Genomic DNA, 19,802 nt, shown 5'->3' with positions numbered 1-19,802 from the left:
GTGTTTAATCGAGCTAAATACTCAGATAACTAGATGCATTTATCAATACAGAGATTGCTGATAACATATTTCACCATTTGTTAACATGTGATACTCATTGAGTTAAAACAGAGACCACAACAAAACTTATGTTGTATTTATCCGCACTAATGCACGGTATTACCCAGTTCAAGCAACATCGCATTCCCGCCTATGGCTGTGATATTGATTGATTTGACCTTTTCGGTAATAAAACGCAAAACCAATTTGGGGTCTTTAGAGTGTGGCAATGACTCCAGATCGGTCTCTGCAACCATTGAGGTAATGGCATTTGGGCGCATAGCCAACGCCTCGCTTAGCGAGACTGAACTGTTCGCGCTACCGATAAGCACAAAATTTCGGATATCAAGATTCAACAACTCTGTGTATTTATCCCGCTCGACTATCTGAATCAGGTTCTCAGGTAGTGTGCACCGAATATTACTCGCTTCAATTAAGGTTTTAACCCGAGAGTTGTCGCTGCACACGATGACACTATTCCCGGCGGTTAATAATGCGGTGACCATTGCGACCAACGCTTTGTCAGCATATTGTGCATCCGAGTCAAACAACAAAACAGCAACACCTCGTCCTTGTGTATAGAGTTCATTTGTTTCTCCTGTAGGGCTGACAAGTGAGTGCGTAGTCGACACAACGGATTCAGCATGGGCAAACTGATACTGCGCCACCTTGCTCAACCCTTCGGGCCATAGGTTTTCAACTGCGGCTAGTGCCTGCTTTTTGTTAGAAAAATCCGTAAGATTCCACAACTCAAACGCAGAAAATGCAGCGTTGTAACACTCTTGAATTGGTTTCATTTTTTACTTCCTTGTATATGCTATGCGGTTGGTGCTTCGTGGTACTTTATCTCTGTAAATCGATAGAGATAATGAGGGCCGCCAGCTTTAGGGCCAGTTCCAGATAACCCCTGACCTCCAAATGGCTGAACACCGACGACAGCACCAACCTGATCGCGATTAATGTACGTATTGCCTACCCTGGCGTGCTTTTCAATCCACTGATATGTGGTTTCATTGCGGCTGTGGATTCCCAAAGTCAATCCATAGCCAGTAGCATTAATCTCATCGATCAGGGCTCCCAACTCATTTGCTTTAAAGCGAATGATATGCAGGATGGGACCAAATTTTTCTTCTTTCAGAATGGATAGATCTGATATCTCAAACGCGGTAGGAGCGATAAAGTCACCTTTTGCGCACACATCATCTAAGTGAAGCTGCTGAACCAGACGCTGAGTCTTGGTCATATACTCTATGTGTTGAGTGAGTTTCTCCTTCGCGTTGGTATCAATAACGGGGCCTACATCGGTTTTATGCAAATAAGGTAAACCCACCGTAAGTTGTTCCATTGCCCCGGAAATCGCTTCAATGATTTGATCGGCAATCTCCTCCTGAACACACAAAATTCTTAGTGCAGAACAGCGCTGTCCAGCAGAAGCAAATGCAGAGCGAAGGACATCTCTCACCACTTGCTCTGGCAGAGCGGTGCTGTCAACTATCATGGCATTCTGACCACCCGTTTCTGCAATGAACGGAAGAACTTCACCTTGATCACGAACCAGTGACTGATTAATTTTCATCGCGGTCTGAGTTGAACCGGTAAAAGCCACGCCAGATACAAGAGGGTGAGAAGTCAGTGCAGATCAATCTCTGAACCTCCGCCAGGAAGCAGGTTAAACACGCCTTCAGGAAAACCGGCTTCATCTATTAACTTAGCGGCTTTTGCAGCTATCAGTGACGTCTGTTCCGCAGGTTTAGCAACCACTGTGTTACCCGCCATCAGTGCAGCTGTTATTTGTCCCAGGAAAATAGCCAGTGGGAAATTCCATGGGCTAATGCAGACAAAGACACCTCGTCCTTGTCGGCTAATAGCCATTTTCTTACCGTCAAAACAGCTTATCTGCTCAACACTAAATACTTCTTTTTGTCTGGCATAGTAGCGACAGAAATCGACCGCTTCGCGCACTTCGTCTATCGCGTCGTGGATGGTTTTTCCTGCTTCCTTATGACAAATAGCCACCAGTTCTTCCAGGTTTAACTCCAACAAATCAGCCAAGTTGTTTAGACATAGAGCTCGCTCTTCTTCTTCCTTGTCACGCCAGAGTTTAGAAGCCTGACTTGCAGACTGCATCGCCAGTTCGACATGCTCTTTCTGAGCGTGTACTACTTTTCCGACCTCAATACTTCTGTCGTATGGAGCGGTGACTGTTTGCGGGTTGCACCCGGAATCAATAAGCGAGTCATATAAGTGCTTTCCACCGATTATCGGGCCAGCTGTCCAACTCTCCGCCATGTAAACCGCGATGTCTGCCTCAAAGGGCTCTCTTTCACTATCTATATCTACGTTAATTCCAACCGCATTTTTGCGCTCCTGGAAAATAGCCGGTGGTAGTGGTATCGATTTGTTATCAAACGTCGGTACATTAAGTAGTTGATCAACGGGGTGTTTTGTCAGCAGTTCCGGAGGAAATGCACATCCACTAATCTATGTACAAAAGAACTGTTTGCACCATTTTCCAACAGCCTGCGAACCAGGTATGGCAGTAAATCTTTGTGGCTTCCAACCGGCGCATAGATACGTACGTTAGAACCATATTTTTCCATTACATGATTGTAGAGTGCTTCACCCATACCATGTAAACGCTGGAACTCATATTGGCTTTTTTACCCATTACAGCGATAGCAGTAACGGTGTGGGCATTGTGGCTGGCAAACTGAGGATAAAGATTACGGTTTACCTCGGCGCTCAACACATACCTTGCACAGGCCAGGTAAGAAACATCCGTCCCCTCCTTGCGGGTGAACACAGAATAGTTATCGTAGCCCTTTTGCTGAGCCAGCTTGATTTCAGTATCCCAATACGCCCCCTTCACCAGACGTACAGGGATCATATCTCCTTGTTCTTCTGCCAATTGATTCAACCAGGCTAAAACTGGCAGTGCTCGTTTCGCATACGTCTGAACCACAATTCCGAACTGACCCCAGCCTTTAATTTCTGGTTGGCGATACAGCTTTTCAAACAGACGCAATGACAATTCCAGACGATCCATTTCCTCGGCATCAATAGTAAGTGGCACATTGAGCTCTCTAGCACGTTTAGCCAAAATCATTAACGTACTAAATAGCTCCTCCATCACCCTCTCTTCATTCGCCACTTCATAGCGCGGATGTAGAGCTGAGAGCTTCATGGAGATGGAAGGAAGATTTTCTGCACTTCCTGTTCCCTGAGAACCTATATTCTCAATCGCCGATATATAATCGTTGAAATATTTCTTAGCATCCTGTGCTGTAAGCGCGGCCTCCCCTAGCATGTCAAAAGAGAAATCAAACCCTTTTTCCTTCTGATAACGTCCATTTTTTTGCGCTTCACGGATGCTACGCCCTAGCACAAACTGACGTCCTAGTATCGCCATTGCCTGATTCATTGCCTGACGTATAATAGGTTCAGAGAGTTTGTTAACCAGCTTTGATAACGCCTTACCTGGGGAGGATCCTTGTTCACCTTCCAACGCACAGACCTTGCCAGTTAATATCAACCCCCACGTCGATGCGTTTACAAATACAGAGTTTTTACCCTTTAGATGAGATTTCCAATCGGCGACGGTTAACTTATCCCGGATCAGTGCATCAGCAGTTGCCTTATCTGGAATGCGCATTAGCGCTTCAGCAAGACACATTAGTTGAATGCCTTCCTGCGTATCTAGACTGTATTCCAGTAACAGTGCATCAATCATCTGAATCGATTTTTTGTCTGATCTTATTGCGAGAATGAGCTCGTTGGCCTGATTTTCAATTTCAGATTTTTCTGCCTCTGACGGTGTGGCTAGTGGCAGCAGTGATTTCAATACTTTTGTTTCATCAACCATATAGAGAGACGAAATCAATGCTTCAAGTTCTTTTAGGGGCATAGCCGAAAGATTCGAGCCCAACGGTTCCATTGTTTTTAGCATAAGGTTACTTCATCCTTGATCATAGGTGCTCTGCATGCGCGAACATCTTGTCAGCCCTTATTCCATAAGGGTATCTGTAGTAACCAGTGTATTTACAAATAAGATAAAAACTTGCCAAAAACTCTTGAGTACTTGCCAAATTCTGGGGAAATGACAGGGAGAGTGAAGGGGGGATCCTCAGTTATGAGAAATAATTTTTTCGGTACTTAGAAGGAGAAATGCCAACTAACTTACTAAAAGCATGAGTAAAGGTACTGTGCCCTGCAAAACCCGACATATGTGCAACATGGCTAAGCGAGTAGCCCCCATGCTCCATTAATTTTTTTGCGTATTCGACCCGCTTAGACAAAACATACTGGTGAGGGGTCACCCCCACACTCTCTTTGAATAAATGATGGAACTGACTTTCGCTCAAAAATACGCACCCGGCTAACTGAGCTACGCTAATTTTTCTGTCTATATGCTTTTCTATATAACGGTTAATCGCTTCCATATCCAGACGATACGAACGACTGTCTGACTGAAATATTCTTATATGCTGATTTAACAGCGCAATGATGGTGTGATTACAACTCTGGCTGAGTAGCAGATTATCTGGATTTGACTCTATCTCCACTGCCAGTAAGTTAATTAACTGCCTTAGCTGGTCGTCCAGTTGAAAGTAGTAGTCCTTCTGAGCCATTTCGTTCAATCGAGATAGGTTCAGCTGATTAATTTCAGTATCGGCATAAAAATTGAGAACAAAAATGTCGGAGGGAGAATTCACTCCACCAAAGGCATGCTCTGCTGACTCTGTGATAATACACCCTTGCCCCGGAGCCATGTAGTTTCCTTTACCATTGATATCAAATTCAACAGTACCCTGAAGACCGATAACTACCTGTAGATAATCGTGTGCATGGTCATCAATGTTAGTCGACAATGTAACCAGTTCCGTAGGTTTTGGCTGCATTGTAGAGAAGTTAGCATGTGAATTTTGATAAGCCATCTCAGCACACCTATATCGTTTATTTATCAATCTCTCAGCAATGCCAAAAACGTGCCGGATTATGCTCTGTTATAATCAAACTAATAATCAATAGGTTACAACCCAACACCTCCTTAATTCCTGCCAAGTGGATGTTTTAAGCCCTTTTTTAAGCCCTATTAGAAAGAATGAATTGCACACAAATCGTGCAACATATGAGTTCCCTGCCTGCGCAGGGATGACGGTATTAGTGGGATGACGGTATTAGTGGTAATAGCGGACTCTGTAAATAAACTCAACGACAACTCTGAAGAGCTGCCGTTGTATGTCTGTAGGTTTTTTAACCGGAGAATCTATTTATTAAATTCTGGAATAATATGCTCACCATATTTAGCGATGATGTTCTCTTCATCACCGTTATCCAGATAGATGTTGAACTGAGTCACCCCGGCTTCTTCTAGCTGTTTGATCTTTGAAATATGATCATCAGGACTACCTAGTACCGAGAAGCTTTCTATAATATCGTCAGAGATAAACTCCAGATACGGGTTATCGCTTTGTCCGTGTTTAGAGTAGTCGTAACCTTTACGTTTCTCGATATAGTCAGTAAGGCTGGTTGGTACTAAACCAGAGTCTGAGCCGTACTTTTCGACGATATCGGCTACGTGGTTACCGACCATTGCAGGGAACCAGCGAGTTTTGTCCAAACACTCTTGTTTGTCACCGAAATACGCGGGTGCGGCAGCCTGAACTTTAAAGTTGCTCATGTCTTTACCTGCTTTTTCGCCGGCTTCTAATGCCTGATCAGCAAACCATTTCACCAAGCTTGGCTCAGCAATCTGTAAGATCAGACCATCACCGTGTTCACCTGCTGTTGCCAGAGCTTTTGGCCCATACGCGGCAATCCAGACAGGTAAGTCATAACCTACCGCCCAAGGGAACTGAACTTCCGAAGCACACTCTTCATAAGTTACCGGCTCATCCCCTTTTACCATCGCCTTAACCTTGTGAGTAAATTCAGCCACGCGAGCAAGCGGCGCTGGTTTTTTGCCCATCACACGCATCGACGAGTCACCACGTCCAAGGCCAATATCAAAGCGTCCTTCACTTTGTAGAGCCAGGCTGCCGTATAGGCTTGCTGCCAGCGACCAATCTCGAATATTCGGATTGGTAACACACGGTCCGAAACGCATATTCTTCGTATGTTCCATACACATAGCCATTGCGACGAAAGATTCGCGCCATAAGATATGCGAGTCGTAAAACCAGCAGTATGTAAAGCCAGCTTCTTCTGCCTGACGAACCAAATTTCTCGCGCGGTTTGGGCTGACAAACCCTTTAAAAGTAATTCCAAATTCCATGTCTTGCTTCCTTTTAGAATGTAATAAATTAGTGAATAGGTGGTGCAATAGTGACGCCTGCGTGACTAAACGGTACTTCTTTAGAGATGTTCAGGCGGATTAGGATTGGGGTTAATGCTTCAATGCAGCGTGCGCTTTCCGCAAGCCCTGCGTTGTAAGTATTCACGCCTAGTTTTTCTACTAGAGACATTACCGCCTTTTTCGCTTCCAGTTGGTTTCCACAAACCAGAACATCGCAGTTGATTGGTTGTTCGGTGTTGTTCAGCGTGACGGCGGATACATTGTGCAGTGCACCAACTACCGGGATATTGTCTCCTAGGAGTGCCTGAGCTGCTTCAGTCGCTGACCCTTCTGGTGGCATCGCAACCGCTTTAGGGTTCTTAGGTGCCAGGGGGACAACGATATCAATCAGAACCTTACCGATTAGAGCATCTTTAAGTTCTTCCAAAGTAGCGTTGTGTGCCGAATAAGGAACCGACAGAATCACCATGTCATCCGCTGCCTGAGTTGCAGCCAGGTTGTCCATACCCTCGATAGTTGCACAGCCTTCAGGTAGAGTCGCGTTCATTTCATCCGCGCTATCCGCTGCTCGGCCACCGTCGCGAGAGCCAATCACTACTGGCACTCCAGCCATGGCAAATCTTAATGCCAGCCCCTTACCCTGGGGGCCTGTTCCTCCCAGAATTGCTATTTTGTTATTTCCACTCATCGGAATAGATCCTCCCTGATTGGTCTTAAAATCTGCTTTGCTGAGCTGGTGCTAGCTTGCCAGTTCAACCCACGAAAAATAATTGCCGGGCATTTACCACTTTTACCCATTAATAGCCCGGATGCTGCGGCCAACTCATCGGCAAACGCAGGGGCTGTAACTTTCAGCTCTCTACCCCACGCATCACCCTCTCCATACATTTGTTGAATAGCAGGCACACGTGCCAGCCCAATGGCAACATTGGTTTGGCCCAATCGCCATGGACGGCCAAAGGTATCGCTCACAACTACTCCAAGACGACAGCTAAAATGTGTCTCCAGCTGTTTGCACAGTGTCACGGCACTACTGTCTGGATCTTTTGGAAGGGTTATCAGTTGGCCGGGGCGGTCGGTGTTGGATTCATCGACAGCAGCGTTAGCGCAAATAAAGCCCAGCTTGTGTTCTGCTATCAGAATGCCTTCTTCCTGCTCAGGCCGCTTCATGCTGCGTACGATGCGGGAAGATTGGTCCATAATGACCTGCACCTTGCGCGGATCTTTGTTCACGGTTTTCGCGAGCGATATGGCTTCTTCACTGGCTGTCACATCATTTACATCGACAACCGCACCTTCACATTTGGACACCACCTTGTGAGCAACCACCAGGATATCCCCTTGTTGTAAGCTCTCTCCCTGCTCCTCTAGCGCTTTGATAAGGTGCTGCGCCAGATTCATCCCCGGTTTGAAATCGGGAAGGCCACCAACCGTAAACATCTGCATTGAATCAAACTCGGGTTCATTTACCGGTTCTGCTACAGCCAGATTATTCATAACAGTACTCCTTGTGTTGGTACCCTGGGTGAACACGTAGCAGGTCATCTGGCACATCAATGTCCTGGCTCAGAGCTGACAGTTCCAGAACTTCAACTTGTAATTGATTTACGTGTGCTTGTTGGGCATGAGCGAGCGCTGACTGAGCGCCATACTGGAATTCAATCGCATTTGGAGGCGTAGTTATCAAGGCATTAGTCCCTGAATCCTTTGCTCTGGCAATGACCACTTGATTTCCCGCCTCAACAGCCTGAAAAAGTGCGCTTACTTCATCTGTGTCTAATTTGGCAATATCTGCCGGTATCACCATTTGATGTCGATATCCGGACATCATGCTCCAGCGTGTAGCAACGTCGATGGCGTTATTCAACCCTTTTGACTGTTTTTCCAGTAGTGTACAGGCACCGTAGCGCTTAGCTATATCTGCTATCTGCTGTGAATCCGTGACCACAAGGCGATTCACCTGTGGGTAGTGATTAGCAAAAAAACGTAATGTTTCCCGGTACAGGCTAAGAGCCAGGGTCTCGCGCTGGGCTACATTGAGAACTCCCATCAGACGCTGCTTAGAGTAAGCAGGTGCTTTCATCGGGATAACAATATTTAGTTTCTCCAACATTAGCTTGCCCTCTTGATCTGTAGATTCAGGGTTTCATCAACGATGGTACTCATAACCTCGGACTTCTCTGCTTCATCGCGCATCCAGATATTTCTTACCAGAACATGTATGCCCATCGCTTCTATTTCTGGTGCAAGGTAAGCATCCATAGGATCGATAACCAGCACGTCTATAAGCCCCTGATAATAAGTTGCTACGCCGAGCACATCCGGGCTGTAGCCCTGCGACTTCATCAGTTCGACTGCCGGGCCTTTCACTGCATGACCGCCAATAAGCGGGGAAACCGCAACAACTGGGACGGTGACTTTGGTTAACTGACGACGAATGTCGTCAATCGAAAGAATGGCGCCAATGCTTAACAGAGGATTACTGGGCGCTATCACAACCAAATCAGCACTGCGTAGGGCATCTAAAGACTCAGGCGTGGCACTCGCTTTTTCGCAATCGACATAATGGATCTCTTCGATTTCTGGCTGACAACGAAAACGAACAAAGTAATCCTGAAAATTAAGCCACTGACTGCCGGATTTCAGTTTGGTTTGAACCACATCATCTGTTGGTACTAAGACCGGGATCTCAACACCATTTGCGATAGATATTTGCTGAGTAATTTCTTGTGCACGAACACCTAAACGGCGTTGTTCAGTGCGAAAGATATGACTAGCAAAATCCATATCACCCAACTGCATCCAGGTATCCACACCCAATTGCTTAAGGCCATTCAGTACCTTTTGTTCATCTCCAGCAAGACCCCAGCCTTGTGTTCGGTCGATGCGTTCAGACAAGGTATATATCATGGTGTCGATATCAGGTGAGACCCATAGTCCATGGAACACCTGGTCATCTCCAATATTACCTATAATTTTCAGGCCCTTGGCGTAATTGCTTTTTGCCAAACCTTCAGCAGCTTTTGCGCCGCCTACACCACCAGCAAGAAGGGTCACATTGAGGCTGTTCATACTGCAGCCTCACAACGAATGATCTCTTGAGACGGTAAGATCAATGAGGTTTCAGCCTTCGTTTGCAGTGGGTAGTCGTGAACATTTCGATACAGGGTAGAACGTTGGAATGCATCTAAACCGGCACTGTGAATGAATTTCACCAGATCCTGTGGCTCAATCTCCTGGCCGTGCTCGCCTCCGGCTGCACGAGATATACTCTCATTCATCAGAGTTCCACCAAGGTCATTTGCACCCGAGCGCAGCATTTGTGCAGCAACGTCAGAACCCATTTTTACCCAGGAAGCCTGAATGTTATTGATCTGCCCCTGCAGCATAAGCCTTGCAACTGCGTGCATTTTAAAATGCTCGTTTCGAGTCGGTCCCGGGCGAACCTGACCAGGGTTGTCGTTGTACAGCTTGGTTTTGTAGTGAACAAAACCCAGCGGTACAAACTCGGTAAAACCGCCAGTCTCTTTTTGTGTATTACGAAGTAATTCCAGGTGATTTGCCCAGTGATGAGGCTGGTCTATATGTCCATACATGATGGTAGACGTCGTTTTGATTCCTACCTCGTGTGCGGCTTTGACAATACTGATCCAGTCTTCTGTACTGAGCTTGTTCTTAGTCAGTTGTTCACGGATTTCTACATCCAGAATCTCTGCTGCGGTTCCCGGCATTGAGTCCAGTCCACAGAACTTAAGATCCTGCAAAAACGCTTTGTGACTCATCTTGGCACGACGTGCACCGTACCAAATCTCAAATGGAGAGAACGCGTGAATATGAAGTTTTGGAAGCCTAGCCTTGATGGTTAACAGAATATTCCGGTAAAAATCGGCGCTCATTTTTGGGTGTAAGCCGCCCTGAATACACACTTCGGTAGCACCTCTGTCCCATGCTTCTTGTGCTCTGTTTGAGATTTCCTCTAATGACAAAAATTCCGCATCTTCGTGTTTAATCGGCTTAGCGAAGTTACAGAACTTACAGCCCATGTAACAAACGTTGGTAAAGTTGATGTTGCGAGTGATAACAAAACTCGCCTTATCGCCACATAAGTTCTGCCTGACCTGATCAGCAACATTGAGCAGAGCCTGGTAGTCTTGTCCTTGTGCGCTAAATAGCGTCGTTGCTTGTTTTGCTGAGATCTCTTTCCCTTCCAGTGCCTGTTTAAGCGTATCCCTGATCTCAGGGTTTAATCGGCCAAACTGAATAGGTGTTACTTTAGAATTGTCGTTCCGTGACAGCATAACTCTCTCCTTAACTCACTCTTACTTAATGGCACTGAACCATCGCTAGCCCATTTGTTGATGCTTGTGAGCGTATTCTTACCTGTGGCAAACTTACTGTTGTCTGCGTAACCTGAAAATCGGGGTATACCGTCAGACGCTCTTTCAATCTGTATCCTGCGGTGCGACAGTGTTCTGCCAGTCGCTCTATTTGTGGCCAGGCTCTTTCCGGATTGATGAAGTCTTTGGTTAGCGGTGAAATACCACCCCAATCGTTGATACCCGCACGCAGGTAGTCCTGATAATCTTGCTCCAGATTTGGTGGTGCCTGTAGGCTGATAGATGGTGACAGTATTAAGCGTGCTACCGCCAGAGTTCGCAGCATATCCAGCTTGGAGGGCTCTGGTGCATTCGCCATACCGGTACCTGACTTAGCACGAAAGTTCTGGATTATGACTTCCTGAATATGTCCGTATTTTTTGTGCAGACGGTCGATTTCCGAAAGGCTTTCTATCCTGTCTTCCCATGACTCGCCAATGCCTATAAGCAGCCCGGTGGTAAATGGGATACCCAACTCTCCTGCAGCGACTAATGTATCGATACGTCGCTGCGGTGTTTTATCAGGGCAGCCGTAATGAGCGCCGCCTTTTTTGGTCAAAGCTGGGCTTAAACTTTCCAGCATCATGCCCATAGAGCCCGCTACTGGCTTCAATGATTCGAGCTCTTCATAAGAAAGAGCACCGGCGTTGATATGAGGCACCAGCATGCTTTTTTCTAGCACTAATTCAGCCATCGCTTTCAGGTAGCCAACGGTTGTGGTGTGACCTTGCTGCGCTAATAACTCCTTCGCCAACTTATGGCGTTTTTCCGGCTGTTCACCAAGGCTAAACAAGGCTTCTTTACAGCCCATACTTTGACCTTTGATTGCGGTTGTCAGCACTTGTTCGGGAGTCATCAGCTGCGCCTCACCTGATTCCGGTGTTTTCACGAAAGTGCAGTAACTGCATGTATCCCGACACATATTGGTTAGCGGAATAAACACCTTTCTTGAATATGTCACCTGGTTGCCCCAGTACTTGTCACGTATGCCGCCAGCCTGCTGGCAGAGCGTATCAAGCAACTTGTCGCTCGCATCACCCATATGCATTGCCGCACCTTTGCTCAGCATATTTTTCTCCCTGAATTTCCTGGTCAGATTTCTCCCTGTCCCTAGCTGAAATCTGAAAGTTTGACCATCTGGTATAATTAGAATTAGCACGATTTTTACCAAATGGTAAAGACCTTGATGACATGTTTTTTTTGGTGCAAATGCGGTCTAATTTGGGGAGAAAATCAGCCAGTTAATCACAGGTAAACGCAATGAATCTGGCTCGGAATCATGAGTATTAATTAAGCGGTATGCATGGTTGGATATGGGATTGGACAAAAATCAGACAGTATAAATTTTAGCTTCAGAAGTAAGCTCGATGAAAGACTCCCTGAGGCTCCAGCAAGGGCTTGTTAAAGGGGTAAAATACCCCCGAAAAAAATTTTTATGCGTTATTTTGGGGCAACGATACCCTGGACGACCATCTCAGTAAGAAACTTGGTAGCTCGTTCGAAGTCAGGCTGTTCAAGTTTATTCTTGCCCAGAACCAGTTCTATCTGAGCAGCAAAGTCAGCGTAGGTTTGTGTCATCGCCCAAATGGCAATAAATAAATGCTCAGGCTCAATATCGCGTAGTCGACCGTCATCAACCCAGCTTTGTACTAGCTGAACATCCCTGTCAAACAAAGGTTTTAGGTTTGCTTTTAAGTAGCCTCGAATTATCGGAGCACCAGAAATAATTTCCTGTGCAAACACTTTAGAGGCATTTGGATAATCATGGGATAACTGTAACTTACCGCGAATATACGCTTCAATAACCTGTTCTGGAGTGGCGTCATATTGCTCAGCAAACACCATGCGTTCTAACCAAATATCAACAATATTTTGTAGCACTGTGCGGTAAAGCAGCTCTTTGGATGAAAAATAGTACAGCAAGTTTTGCTTAGAAATACCGCATTGACTCGCTATGCGATCCATTGTTGCACCTTTGTAGCCGAACTCAGCAAATACGATTTCCGATGCTCGCAGGATATTGGCTTCCATCGCTACGCGAGCTGAAGAGGGATTAGTATTCTTTGTTTTTGATGGCACTAACTGAGAAGATGTACTGCTCATGGTCATTAACCTTTGAATTATTTTTGTTCTTTATCTGTCAGGGTTCTGGTCTGCATGAGAGCATCCAGGAACTCCTGTACGATCCGTGTAGGCTTGGGGGATTTTCTATGAATAGCGGTAAATTCGCAATAATATGAAAATCTGTTGTTGTTTATCTTATCCATCTGCCCCTTCTTCACCATGATATCGGCAAAGTGTTCTGGCAGAAATCCGATGTATTGTCCTGATTGTATCAGTGTGGTGATACCCTCCTGGTTACTCGCACCCGCACTCTTGATCAAGTTTAATGCCCTACCCGTTTCCATATTGGGGCTACTAAAACTCAGGCCTGCATATTTCTGTGCCATAACCTCATCGTCACTCACATGGCGCTTGACCTTAAATAACTCATGGCCATTTCCGCAATACATGTACATCTGCTCACCAAATAGTGGCATATACTCCAGGCTCGCTGAGCGGCGATGCGGGGGGATGACTCCGACATGATACTTCCCTTCCAGCACCCCTTTTTCAATTTCATTTACTGGCACAACATGGATATCGATAGCAACGTTCGGGGCCTTAGCAGCATAACTCGCGATTGCCTGGTCAACCCGACAATCAGGATTAGTTACCGTAGTATCAAACATCGCTAATACCAGGTGTCCTTTCAGACTCTGATGAAGATCGTTGACCTCATGGCGAAAATCATCAATCGAAAGTAGAAGCCTCTGTGCCGATTCGTAAATATGTTGACCTTCGTTCGTCAAAGAAAAACCAGAGCGGCCACGGTGGCATAGCACTAGGCCAAGCCGCTGCTCTAGGTCTTTTAAGTGACGACTAATGGTAGAACGACCAATATTGAGTTCCATCTCTGCTGCACTCAGACCACCGCTGTCCACAACGGCCATAAACACACGCAGCAGGCGAATATCCAAATCGGATAACTGTCCTAGTAACGCCTTCATTGTTTCATAAACCTGCATCTTTAGTTCGATTATTTGTGATTTATCAAACCAAATCTCGTGCTTAAAGTAAAACGCAGTTCATGTTTTTTCCCGATTAAACGGAAAAATCACCAAAGGAGATACAGAGCAGATGGATATGCAGCAGATAGAAACAGGGATGGAAGCCTACTGGATGCCGTATACCTCAAATCGTCAGTTTAAAGCGGATCCACGCATGATTACTGGCGCTCAAGGGGCATACTATATCGACGATAAAGGTCGAAAAATATTTGATGGTCTTTCCGGCTTATGGACTTGTGGCGCGGGTCATAATCGTCCGGAAATCGCTATCGCGGTGGAGAAACAGCTGAGGGAGCTTGATTATGCTCCAGCCTTTCAGTATGGACATCCAAAAGCATTTGAGCTGGCCGAACGTTTAGCGGAACTAGCACCAGATGATATCAACCGAGTCTTTTTTGTTAACTCGGGCTCTGAGGCTTCTGATACCGCAACTAAGATAGCTCGTGCTTACTGGCGACAAAAAGGAGAGCCGACAAAAACCCGAATTATTGGACGCAGTAAAGGCTATCACGGCGCCAGTTGGGGTGCGATTAGCTGGGGTGGTATTGGCGGTAACCGTAAGTTATGGGGACAGGCGATGGATGCTGACCATCTCGCGCACACCATGCAACCTGGAATGGCATTTACGCAAGGCATGGCCCAGACAGGTGCTGAAATGGCGGATGAGTTACTGGACCTGATTGCTTTACATGATGCTTCTAATATTGCTGCTGTCATCGTTGAGCCATTTTCCGGTTCTGCCGGGGTAATTATTCCACCCGAAGGATATTTGCAGCGACTACGGGCAATTTGTGATCAGCACGATATTTTACTCATTTTTGATGAAGTGATAACGGGTTTTGGTCGTACTGGTAGTTACTTTGGCGCTCAGACATTTGGCGTTACGCCTGACATGATCTGCGTTGCTAAACAGATCACTAACGGCGCTATCCCTATGGGAGCCTTGCTGGCAAAGCAAGGGATTTATGATGTATTTATGCAAGCAGGCGGCGCTCCGCACAACATCGAACTTCCTCATGGCTATACCTACTCTGGCCATCCGGTCGCTTGTGCCTGCGCCCTAGCCACGCTTGATCTGTTGGAAGAAGAACAACTGATACCGCAAGTTGCCGAAATGGCGCCTGTATTCGAAAAAGCTATCCATAGCCTGAAAGGCATTGAGCATATTCTGGATATACGTAACTTTGGTTTCGCTGCGGGTCTGACAATCGCGCCGCGAGACGGCGATCCAACGATTCGCCCTGTAGACATCGCCACAACACTTTGGAACCAAGGGTTCTACGTGCGTTATGGCGGCGACACTATCCAGCTAGGCCTACCATTTATCACTCAACAAAACGAGATAGATCGCCTCATAAATGCAATGGGCGACGCAATCCGACAAACAGATTAAAGATAACAAGGAAGTAAACATGTCAGAACATATTGGTCACCTGATTAACGGTGAGATCCACGCAGACAGTACTCAGACTCAGGCTGTATTTAACCCGGCTACCGGCGAGCAATGTGCCGTAGTGGGTATGGCATCAAAAGAAACCGTATCTCAGGCGATCTGCGCAGCAAAAGCAGCCTACCCTGCCTGGCGCAACACACCACCAGCAGCTCGAGCACAAGTTATGTATCGCTTTAAGCTGCTACTGGAACAAAATCAGGACAAAATTTGTGAGCTTATCTCACGTGAACACGGAAAAGTTTTGAGCGATGCAAAAGGTGAGCTGGCACGTGGTATCGAAAACGTAGAGTTTGCGTGTGGTATCCCTGAGCTGCTCAAAGGTGAACACAGCCGCAATGTTGGTCGTAACATCGACGCTTGGAGTGAATTTCAGCCCCTAGGCGTGGTTGCTGGTATTACGCCGTTTAACTTCCCAGCGATGGTGCCACTTTGGATGTGGCCAAGCGCTATCATGTGTGGCAACACCTTCATTCTTAAACCATCAGAACGCGACCCTGCGAGTGTGCTTTACATAGCACAATTAGCAGAAGAAGCAGGTCTACCACCGGGTGTACTAAACGTCGTGAACGGTGGTGCTGATGTAGTAAATCAACTCATTGATGATGATGCTATTCAGGCGGTGAGCTTTGTAGGCTCTACTCCAATTGCAGAGGCTATCTACAATCGTGCATCTGAAAAAGGGAAGCGCTGCCAGGCTCTGGGCGGTGCGAAAAATCATGCGGTTATAATGCCTGATGCGGATCTAGATAACGTAACCAGTGCTCTTATGGGGGCGGCTTACGGGTCATGTGGTCAACGTTGTATGGCGATTTCTGTAGCAGTTGCAGTAGGTGACAAAGTTGCGGATGCTCTGGTAAATAAGCTGAAACCACAAATCGAAGCATTGAAGGTTGGTCCAGGTAATGACAACACCAATGAAATGGGGCCACTTATCACTGCGGCGCAGAAAGACAAAGTAGCAGCTTATGTAACCCAGGCGGTTGAGCAAGGTGCAGAGATCATTGTAGATGGTCGCACCATAGTTGTGCCCGGTTTTGAGGCAGGATTCTTTTTTGGCGGTACACTTTTCGACAAAGTAACCCCGGAAATGACAATTTATCAGGAAGAAGTTTTTGGTCCGGTGCTAGTTGTAGTAAGGGTTGACACACTGGAAGATGCCGTTGCTTTAATCAACGAGCATGAATATGGGAACGGAACCTGCATATTCACCCGTGATGGCGAAGCGAGCCGTTACTTCTCGGATCAAGTAATGGTTGGTATGGTCGGTATTAATGTCCCATTACCGGTTCCAGTTTCCTATCACAGCTTTGGCGGTTGGAAACGCTCTTTGTTCGGTGACCTGCATGCTTATGGTCCAGACTCGGTTCGTTTTTATACCAGACGTAAAGCAATCACCCAAAGGTGGCCATCTGGTGGAGTGAAAGACGGAACTCTGTTTTCATTCCCAAGTTTATAGCACGTAGCAATATCAAATTATAAAGCCGGCTCCGGCAGAACCCACTTTAGTGAGTCAGAGACCAGAGCCCAATTTAGCTTACTTAGAATTTTTACCATTTGGTAAATGGCACGGAAAGCCAGACGAGAATGTTCTTGAATACGTGGGGTCTGTACCGCTCAGAAAAGGGATGCAGGCCTAATGTGACTTAGCGTTAACGCTAAGAAGAACCAAGTAAAAGGAATTTGTATGCAAGATTTACGTGTAAACGGCGATCGGCTCTGGGAAAGTCTGATGGAGATGGCGCAGTTTGGGCTCACTGAGAAAGGTGGATGTGCTCGCCTTGCTGCCACTGAATTAGACGGTAAAGCTCGAGATCTGTTCGTTGAGTGGTGCAAAGCGTGCGGATGTACTATCAGCGTAGACAAAATGGGCAACATTTTTGCTCGCCGCGAAGGTAAAGATAACAGCTTACCAGCCATCGCGACCGGCAGTCATCTTGATACCCAGCCGACAGGTGGAAAGTTTGACGGTGTGTTTGGTGTATTGGCTGGTGTGGAAGTGCTTCGCACGCTGCATGAGAACAATATCGTTACCGAAGCACCGATGGAGTTTTCTGTCTGGACCAACGAAGAGGGCTCACGCTTTCAGCCAGCAATGCAAGGTTCTGGTGTGTATGTCGGCCGTTTTGACCTGGAAACTGAGCTGAACAAAACCGACGTCGATGGTATTCGTCTGAAAGATGAGCTAGAAAAAATAGGCTATCTGGGTGACGAAGAACCTGGCAGCCGTCATATAGGTGCATTCTTTGAGGCCCATATCGAACAAGGTCCAATCCTGGAAGACCAGGAAAAGACTATCGGTGTAGTACGTCTTGGTCAGGGGATACGTTGGTACAACGTCACCATTAAGGGACAAGAGTCCCACTCGGGTATAACCCCAATGTATCTGCGTAACGACGCCATGGTTGCCAGTGCTAAGATCATCGCTGAGATAGAGCAATTGGCAAACAGCTATGAAAATGGCTTAGGTACTGTTGGCTTTATGCAGGTCTATCCAAACTCTCGCAACGTAATCCCTGGCGAAATCACTTTCAGTGTCGATTTGCGTAACCCTAATGCAGAGACACTGGCAGAGATGGACAAAGCATTTACCGAATACTGCGCTAAAGTAGCCAAAGAGCGTGGGATCAAGATTGAAATCGACCCATTCTGGTATTTTGCGCCAGTTGAATTCAACGCGTCTGACGACGTAAAAGCTGCGGCAGAATCGCTTGGCTATTCACACATGGATATCTACGCCGGAGCTGGCCACGACGCTTGTTACATGGCGGATTTAGTTCCTACTGGCATGATCTTTACTCCATGTGAAAACGGGATAAGCCACAACGAAATCGAAAATACCTCTCCGCAAGAGTGTGAAGCCGGTGCGAACGTACTGCTGCATACCATGCTGGAGGCAAGTACGCGCATTGCAAAGGAATCTGCAACCGAAGCGCTATGTGAGACGGCAGAGTAACCCTCTGCTACCAGAAAAATTCTCAACTGGATGAGGACTTAATGATGAAATCAACCATGAAAAAAATCGGTGACTTCTATGAACTGGATGTTGCCAAAGACCTGACCGATAGTAAGTTTTTTAACGACGATCTTGCACCGACTAAGGTGGCGGAACGAACCTGGAGTAAAGTTAATATTGCTGCATTGTGGGTAGGTATGGCGATTTGTGTACCAACCTATACTTTAGGCGGTGTATTAACCGCTTACTTTGGGCTTTCAGTGCTTGAGGCGCTGTTTACTATTTTCCTGGCTAACGTGATCGTGCTTATACCACTAACACTGAACGCCTTTCCTGGCACCAAATACGGCATCCCTTTCCCGGTACTTCTGCGCTCGTCTTTTGGTACCTTTGGTTCCAACGTACCATGTCTAATCCGTGGTCTGGTAGCTTGTGGCTGGTTTGGCATCCAGACCATGTTCGGTGGCCTGGCAATCCACCTTCTTCTTTCCGAGTTATCCAGTAGCTGGGCTAGCCTTGGCAGCGTTGGTGAGGTGATCGGCTTCTTTATATTCTGGGTACTGAATATTGGAGTGGTAATCAAAGGTTCTGACTCAATCAAGTGGCTGGAAACCCTGGCAGCACCGTTGCTGCTTGCTGTAGGCCTTGGTCTTATGTTCTGGGCAAGTGGCAAGGTCTCTTACTCAGAGATCATCATGACTCCGGCAAACCGACCTGAAGACGCGGGCTTTGCGAGCTACTTCTTTGCTGGCTTAACAGCAATGGTTGGCTTCTGGGCTACACTGTCTCTGAACATTCCTGATTTCAGCCGTTACGCTAAATCACAAAAAGATCAAATTACCGGTCAGATCATCGGTCTGCCACTCACTATGTTCTTCTTCGCTGCACTTGGTGTGGTACTGACTTCTGCTTCAACTACACTATTCGGTGAAACCATTTCAGATCCAATCACGCTAATCGGTAAGATTGAGAGCCCATTCTGGGTAGTGATTGCCATGGTTCTGATTATCATCGCGACACTGTCAACGAACACAGCGGCAAACGTCGTATCCCCTACCAATGATTTCCAGAACATTGCTCCTAAGCAAATCAACCATACTCGCGGTGTACTTCTGACGGGTCTGGTTGGTATTGGGCTAATGAGCTGGGAACTGTTGAAAAAACTTCACTGGATTGAATCGGATGTGAGTGTGGAAGCGATGTACTCGAACTGGCTACTGGGCTACTCCAGCTTGCTGGGTCCTATCGCTGGCATCATGATTGTCGATTACTTCCTGGTCAAGAAGCAGAGTCTGAATATACCGGCACTATATTCTGACAAAGAATTGATTCCTTCAATCAACTACGCAGGCTTTATTGCGTTCTTCATACCTGTGCTATTTACCATCATCGCGGTCACTTTCGATGTGATGACCTGGTTCTACAACTATGGTTGGTTTACTGGTGCTTTTGCAGGTGCAATCCTGTATTACCTTGCGTCTAGCGTGATGACGCAACCGGTTCTTACCGCTGAACCTGAAGAAGCTTAAGGGAATAATATCGGCCTGTCGCACTTTATATGCTGCAGGCCGTTAAT

15 protein-coding genes and 1 pseudogene are annotated in these 19,802 nt (G+C 46.6%); 4 read left to right on the top strand and 12 right to left on the bottom strand.

From position 1 onward, the window contains the following. Positions 1 to 146: 146 nt before the first annotated feature. From P7F88_RS17585 to P7F88_RS17530, 12 genes and pseudogenes are all read right to left on the bottom strand, one after another. Positions 147 to 836 carry a 1-pyrroline-5-carboxylate dehydrogenase gene (locus tag P7F88_RS17585; protein ID WP_277826802.1) on the bottom strand — a complete coding sequence of 230 codons (690 nt, stop codon included), beginning with the start codon at positions 834 to 836 and terminating at the stop codon, positions 147 to 149. Positions 837 to 856: 20 nt separating this feature from the next. Then, a pseudogene (putA, locus tag P7F88_RS17580) lies at positions 857 to 3,985 on the bottom strand (bifunctional proline dehydrogenase/L-glutamate gamma-semialdehyde dehydrogenase PutA). A 181-nt stretch (positions 3,986 to 4,166) separates the two neighbouring features. After that, positions 4,167 to 4,973 carry a helix-turn-helix domain-containing protein gene (locus P7F88_RS17575; RefSeq protein WP_277826800.1) on the bottom strand — a complete coding sequence of 269 codons (807 nt, stop codon included), beginning with the start codon at positions 4,971 to 4,973 and terminating at the stop codon, positions 4,167 to 4,169. Between the two features lie 332 nt (positions 4,974 to 5,305). Next, the gene (locus tag P7F88_RS17570) at positions 5,306 to 6,313 is read right to left on the bottom strand and encodes a TIGR03842 family LLM class F420-dependent oxidoreductase (protein ID WP_277826798.1); all 1,008 of its coding nucleotides are present in this window, start codon (positions 6,311 to 6,313) and stop codon (positions 5,306 to 5,308) included. A 28-nt stretch (positions 6,314 to 6,341) separates the two neighbouring features. Then, a complete protein-coding gene (gene npdG / locus P7F88_RS17565) occupies positions 6,342 to 7,022 on the bottom strand; it encodes an NADPH-dependent F420 reductase (protein WP_277826796.1) in 681 nt (226 codons plus the stop codon). Further along, positions 7,019 to 7,831 (bottom strand): coenzyme F420-0:L-glutamate ligase, encoded by an 813-nt coding sequence (cofE, locus tag P7F88_RS17560; protein ID WP_277826794.1) that lies wholly within the window; start codon positions 7,829 to 7,831, stop codon positions 7,019 to 7,021. Before cofE ends, npdG begins: the two co-directional genes overlap by 4 nt. Beyond that, positions 7,824 to 8,447 carry a 2-phospho-L-lactate guanylyltransferase gene (gene cofC, locus P7F88_RS17555; RefSeq protein ID WP_277826792.1) on the bottom strand — a complete coding sequence of 208 codons (624 nt, stop codon included), beginning with the start codon at positions 8,445 to 8,447 and terminating at the stop codon, positions 7,824 to 7,826. The genes cofE and cofC overlap by 8 nt, the downstream gene beginning before the upstream one ends. Next, entirely contained in the window at positions 8,447 to 9,406 is a 960-nt protein-coding gene (gene cofD / locus P7F88_RS17550) for a 2-phospho-L-lactate transferase (protein WP_277826791.1), read from the bottom strand. Before cofD ends, cofC begins: the two co-directional genes overlap by 1 nt. Continuing rightward, positions 9,403 to 10,632 carry a 5-amino-6-(D-ribitylamino)uracil--L-tyrosine 4-hydroxyphenyl transferase CofH gene (cofH, locus tag P7F88_RS17545; protein ID WP_277826789.1) on the bottom strand — a complete coding sequence of 410 codons (1,230 nt, stop codon included), beginning with the start codon at positions 10,630 to 10,632 and terminating at the stop codon, positions 9,403 to 9,405. Before cofH ends, cofD begins: the two co-directional genes overlap by 4 nt. Positions 10,633 to 10,657: 25 nt before the next feature. After that, on the bottom strand, positions 10,658 to 11,779 hold the full coding sequence (gene cofG, locus P7F88_RS17540; protein WP_277826787.1) for a 7,8-didemethyl-8-hydroxy-5-deazariboflavin synthase CofG: 1,122 nt from the start codon (positions 11,777 to 11,779) through the stop codon (positions 10,658 to 10,660). 371 nt (positions 11,780 to 12,150) lie between these two features. Next, complete coding sequence (locus P7F88_RS17535; RefSeq protein WP_277826785.1) at positions 12,151 to 12,813, bottom strand: TetR family transcriptional regulator C-terminal domain-containing protein; 663 nt, start codon at positions 12,811 to 12,813, stop codon at positions 12,151 to 12,153. Positions 12,814 to 12,830: 17 nt separating this feature from the next. Then, complete coding sequence (locus P7F88_RS17530; RefSeq protein ID WP_277826784.1) at positions 12,831 to 13,760, bottom strand: LysR family transcriptional regulator; 930 nt, start codon at positions 13,758 to 13,760, stop codon at positions 12,831 to 12,833. Between the two features lie 136 nt (positions 13,761 to 13,896). Between P7F88_RS17530 and aptA the strand changes: the two genes are divergently transcribed. The 4 genes from aptA (at position 13,897) to P7F88_RS17510 (ending at position 19,755) form a co-directional block, all read left to right on the top strand. Beyond that, positions 13,897 to 15,213, top strand: a complete 1,317-nt coding sequence (gene aptA, locus P7F88_RS17525) for an omega-aminotransferase AptA (protein WP_277826782.1) — start codon at positions 13,897 to 13,899, stop codon at positions 15,211 to 15,213. Between the two features lie 19 nt (positions 15,214 to 15,232). Beyond that, positions 15,233 to 16,729, top strand: a complete 1,497-nt coding sequence (locus tag P7F88_RS17520; protein WP_277826780.1) for a CoA-acylating methylmalonate-semialdehyde dehydrogenase — start codon at positions 15,233 to 15,235, stop codon at positions 16,727 to 16,729. 228 nt (positions 16,730 to 16,957) lie between these two features. Beyond that, the gene (locus P7F88_RS17515; RefSeq protein WP_277826778.1) at positions 16,958 to 18,226 is read left to right on the top strand and encodes a Zn-dependent hydrolase; all 1,269 of its coding nucleotides are present in this window, start codon (positions 16,958 to 16,960) and stop codon (positions 18,224 to 18,226) included. A gap of 41 nt (positions 18,227 to 18,267) precedes the next feature. Then, complete coding sequence (locus P7F88_RS17510) at positions 18,268 to 19,755, top strand: NCS1 family nucleobase:cation symporter-1 (RefSeq protein ID WP_277826776.1); 1,488 nt, start codon at positions 18,268 to 18,270, stop codon at positions 19,753 to 19,755. Positions 19,756 to 19,802: the final 47 nt, after the last annotated feature.

It is taken from the genome of Vibrio hannami (assembly GCF_029589055.1).
In the GTDB taxonomy this organism is placed as follows: Bacteria; Pseudomonadota; Gammaproteobacteria; order Enterobacterales; family Vibrionaceae; genus Vibrio; species Vibrio hannami.
This window is presented reverse-complemented; position numbering and strand designations above follow the sequence as displayed.